The sequence below is a fragment of the Candidatus Neomarinimicrobiota bacterium genome (assembly GCA_041862535.1).
Classification (GTDB): domain Bacteria; phylum Fidelibacterota; class Marinisomatia; order SCGC-AAA003-L08; family TS1B11.
Map to the genome: position 1 here is coordinate 1 of JBGVTM010000049.1, position 4352 is coordinate 4352.

Consider the following 4352-nt stretch of genomic DNA (forward strand, 5'->3'; position numbering starts at 1 on the left):
CTAGCTGCCGACACTGATGGCATCGATGGCAGCGGGGATGCCGCCGGTGCCATAATAGCCCCGGACACGCTGGCTCGCGCCGTTCAGCTCGGACTCGCTCCGCAAGCCGCCCTGGCCAATAACGACGCCTATACCTTCTTCGCCGCGCTGGGTAATCTGGTCACCACCGGACCCACCGGCACCAATGTCAATGATATCCGAATCATACTGCGACTCCCATGCCCCAACAAAGAATGAGCTGCGAGAGACCAGGCCTCCGTCAAGTATGGCAGCAATCCGTAAGCTGGGAACACTCACAAACAGATCTAAAACAACCCCTGGAGTAGCAAAGCATGAGCACTGGCAAGAATAAAAACCGACTGCAGCCAACCTACAGAAGGATCATCGCTGCTTTGGCACTTATCTTTTTAGTCACCTATTTCCGACCGGGGCCGCAAGCCTCCGAGCAGCGGGACTCAGAAGCTCGTTTCATCGATTCGCTCCTCGCGGAAATGACCTTGCAAGAGAAGTTGGGGCAGCTCACGCAGTACAGCGGCGAAAGGAGGGATGGGAAAGTCCCTATCAGCCAGGAACATCTCAAGGCACTGCGCCGGGGTGAGGTGGGTTCTTTCCTGAATGTGCTCGGCGCTGATAACACCCATCGGCTGCAGCAGATAGCCGTAGAAGAAACCCGGCTGGGCATACCGCTTCTGTTCGGGTTCGATGTGATCCACGGCCAGAGAACCATCTTCCCGGTGCCCCTGGCTGAAGCCAGCAGCTGGGAACCAGAGCTGGCCTACCGATCGGCCCGAATTGCCGCCGTCGAAGCTACCGCAAACGGGCTGCACTGGACCTTTGCACCGATGGTAGATATCGCCCAGGATCCCCGTTGGGGAAGAATCGCCGAGGGGGCAGGCGAGGACCCCTATCTGGGCTCCGTCTTTGCCGCCGCCCGGGTTAAGGGATTTCAGGGCAACGATCTACGCGCTGCTAACACGCTGCTGGCTTGCGCTAAGCATTTTGTCGCCTATGGCGCGGCCCAGGGCGGTCGGGATTATAATACCGCCGACATTTCCGAACGCACCCTCCACGAACTGTACCTGCCACCCTTCAAGGCAGCAGTACAATCCGGCGTAGCAACCCTGATGAGCGCCTTCAACGAAATCGGCGGCCTACCCATGAGCGCTAATCGGGAGCTCTTAACCACCCTGCTCCGTGACCGGTGGGGTTTCAAAGGCTTCGTCGTAAGTGACTGGACTGCTGTCCAGGAACTCATGAACCACGGTATTGTCGGCACCCGCGCCGCGGCCGGGCGGGCGGCTCTGGAAGCCGGTGTAGATATGGATATGGTCGCAGGGATTTTCGTGAATGATATACCCCCATTGGTACAGACTGAGCAGCTATCTGAAAAGGCGGTGGACGCGGCCGTCCGGAGGGTATTACGTGCAAAAGTGCAGCTGGGCTTATTCGATGACCCCTATCGCTACGGCGACGTCGAACGAGAGAAGTCTCAAATCCTGTCACCGGAGCACCTGCAGGCGGCCCGTGAAATCGCCCGCAAATCAATCGTCCTGCTGAAAAATGACAATCAGACCCTACCGCTCCCGAAAAACCTGAAATCAGTCGCCGTGATTGGCCCTCTGGCAGATGATCAGGCAGTTTGCCTGGGGCCCTGGCACGGCAACGGGCAGGCTGAAGATGTCATCACTATCCTGGCAGGCATCAAGGCGGCCGTCACTACCCGTACCAGGGTTCTGTATGCGAAGGGATGCGACGTACAGGCTAGCGATAAAACCGGCTTTAAGCAGGCCCTATCCCGGGCCCGCGCTGCCGACGCAATTATCCTGGTACTCGGCGAAACCGCTGACATGAGCGGTGAAGCGGCCAGCCGCTCGGACATCGGCCTGCCTGGCCTCCAACTTGACCTGGCCCGGCGCATCCACTCCCTAGGTAAGCCGGTCACTGTGGTTCTGCTGAACGGCCGCCCCCTGGCCATACCCTGGCTGGCGGAAAATACCGCGGCCATTGTGGAGGCATGGTTCCTTGGCGTCCAAACCGGACCAGCCGTGGCCGAGGTGCTCTTCGGTGATTATAACCCGGGCGGAAAATTACCCGCCACCTTCCAGCGCTCCGTCGGTCAAGTCCCCCTGCCATACTACCTCAAGAACACCGGACGCCCCGCAGATCCAGACAACCGCTGGACTTCGAAGTATCTCGATGCACCGATCACTCCACTCTACCCCTTCGGGCACGGCCTGAGCTACACCCAATTCGAATACCGGAAGCTCCAAATTATCCCTGCGAAAGCCTCCGCAGGTGATACCGTTCAGGTCCGGTTGGAGGTGACCAACACGGGTCCCCGGTTAGGGGACGAAGTGGTGCAGCTGTATACACGCGATGTCGTTGCCAGTATCACCCGACCGGTGAAAGAACTGAAGGCCTTCCAGCGCCTAACGCTCGCTCCTCGAGAAACTAAAGCCGTCACCTTCAAAATCCCCGTCAATCTGCTCGCCTTCTATAATGCCGACATGGTGCCGGTCGTTGAAGCCGGCAAATTCAAGATCATGGTAGGCAGCTCAGCTACCGATCTGCGCCTCCAGGGATCGTTAACCGTCACCGGGGCGACTGCCATCATGGACGAAAGCACGCTCTATTTCAGCACCATAGCGGTTCACACCATAGATGATCGGGAGTAAAGACTAACCGGAAGCGCAAACAGCCCGATTTTGGGTACCTGCCTCGTGCAGAACCAGCAGCACACCGCCTCCCGACGAGAACGGGCAAAAGGAGTAACTAAGGTCTGCCGAGCACGACTGCAAGCCCCGCTTCATCCCCGGTGAGGGGACAACTCCATCATTTCCCCCACCAGACAGGGTGGGTCAGTAACTGGACTTTGCGGCCCGCGGTACAGCTCTGCAGATACCGAATTACCGCCTCCAGGCTGCCCAGGTTCCAGGTCGCGCTGGCATCAGATATATAATTGTTATGTTCAAGCGCATACGCCTCGTACTTCAACCCGAAATCGGCAAGCGAATACCGGCCATACTCATAGGTCTTGTTATTGTACGTGAAAGTGCCATACTTATGAAAATCCGAGTATATGTATCTATTATCCAGATTCAGTTGTTTCACGATGGAGCCGCCATGGCTGGACGAGCCGAATATCGGAATGTTCAATGATGCGTAATAATCAATTTCCTCGGACTGAAATGATAGCGGTTCAATGTCATGTAGCGCCATCATCCCGATCAGGTCGTTGTGGATGCCGATTTCACCGGCCCGCTCGAATAGCTGCTGGTAGATGGTACCCATGGACTGATAGCGCATAAAGACTGAGTCCTGCAATCCACCGTAGTAATCGGCGGAATGCAGGATGTAGTAGGTTGCCTGAATCCCGTAGTCCTCCTCCATTTCAGCCATTTCCAGGGCCTTAAAAGGATGGCAGTCCACGTCATGCCTCATTCCGACCAGCACCTTGGAAGTATCGAAGGTATGCCGGAAGATATTCAGCGGCAGGACGGTATATCGTGGCCGAGACAGCTCCTGGAGCAACATTTCATATTCCTGGAAGGTAAATACCGCCCGGGAATCGTGGATTGTCCTGACACGCTGCTCAATTTCCTCCAACGGCAGGCCGGGATCGAATGGATCGGTCAGGTAATCACAGCCAACAGACTGGAGCAGCACCGCAATCCAAACACCTGATAGGGCCGTGATGAATGCAAGCTTCTTGGGTTTATGCATCTCGCTGTCTTACCTGGATTACGGATGTTATTTTAATATGGGTGAGTAAATTGACTTAATGAAATTCAGCAATCATTCTATCCAGTAGTTATTTGGCATCAATAGGCTGTATGTTGATTATCCTGGCCGGTATACGTCTCCTTTTGAGGCCTGTTTGATTTTTCAAGGAAGAGCTAAAGTACGCAGTCCGCCGGAGGAAGACAACGCAAAGCTGCAACCTGCGTCAAGGGATTGGCCGAGCCACCTACGAACCTGATTATTACGCTAAAAGACCTGCCGCCGATTAGGTCGAAGGCATCGTTGCTGAATTATTCGCGCAATCATAACGCGAACTATTCCGTAGTGGAAAGCCCCGTCGACGCGGGGATTATGGTGCGTGACCTAGTTGGGCTTTATTCCCGTTCGGAGAGGGTAACCTGGGTCCAGATTTTCAGGGGCGCCGGCATTTGGCGGCCCATTCCCCCGCCGGGGCGGCCGCCCGGTACCATTCCGGTTGGTAGGCCGGGCCGACCGATTCCTCCTTCCGCAAATCCCCCCGGGCCTTGCCTGCTTCTCAGGTCAAGACCCCCCGCCTCGATGCCTACTCCGATCTTGCCACCAGGACGGGCATTGATGGCATACTCCTGCTC

4 protein-coding genes are annotated in these 4352 nt (G+C 56.3%); 2 read left to right on the forward strand and 2 right to left on the reverse strand.

The annotated features are described in order from the left end of the window. On the forward strand, positions 1 to 237 hold a 237-nt coding region (locus ACETWG_02040; GenBank protein MFB0515368.1), incomplete at its 5' end, for an MOFRL family protein. Between the two features lie 95 nt (positions 238 to 332). Further along, entirely contained in the window at positions 333 to 2675 is a 2343-nt protein-coding gene (locus ACETWG_02045) for a glycoside hydrolase family 3 N-terminal domain-containing protein (GenBank protein ID MFB0515369.1), read from the forward strand. 157 nt (positions 2676 to 2832) lie between these two features. Here the strand turns inward: ACETWG_02045 and ACETWG_02050 are convergent, their stop codons facing one another. Both ACETWG_02050 and ACETWG_02055 read right to left on the reverse strand, forming a co-directional pair. After that, positions 2833 to 3723 carry a hypothetical protein gene (locus ACETWG_02050; GenBank protein ID MFB0515370.1) on the reverse strand — a complete coding sequence of 297 codons (891 nt, stop codon included), beginning with the start codon at positions 3721 to 3723 and terminating at the stop codon, positions 2833 to 2835. A 392-nt stretch (positions 3724 to 4115) separates the two neighbouring features. Then, positions 4116 to 4352 (reverse strand): hypothetical protein (locus ACETWG_02055; protein ID MFB0515371.1); only part of this gene is annotated, 237 nt, incomplete at its 5' end.

Excerpts from the sequence above, each read along its gene's own strand:
- ACETWG_02050 (MFB0515370.1), bottom strand. The coding sequence starts at position 3,723 with ATGCATAAACCCAAGAAGCTTGCATTCATCACGGCCCTATCAGGTGTT.
- ACETWG_02045 (MFB0515369.1), top strand. The coding sequence starts at position 333 with ATGAGCACTGGCAAGAATAAAAACCGACTGCAGCCAACCTACAGAAGG.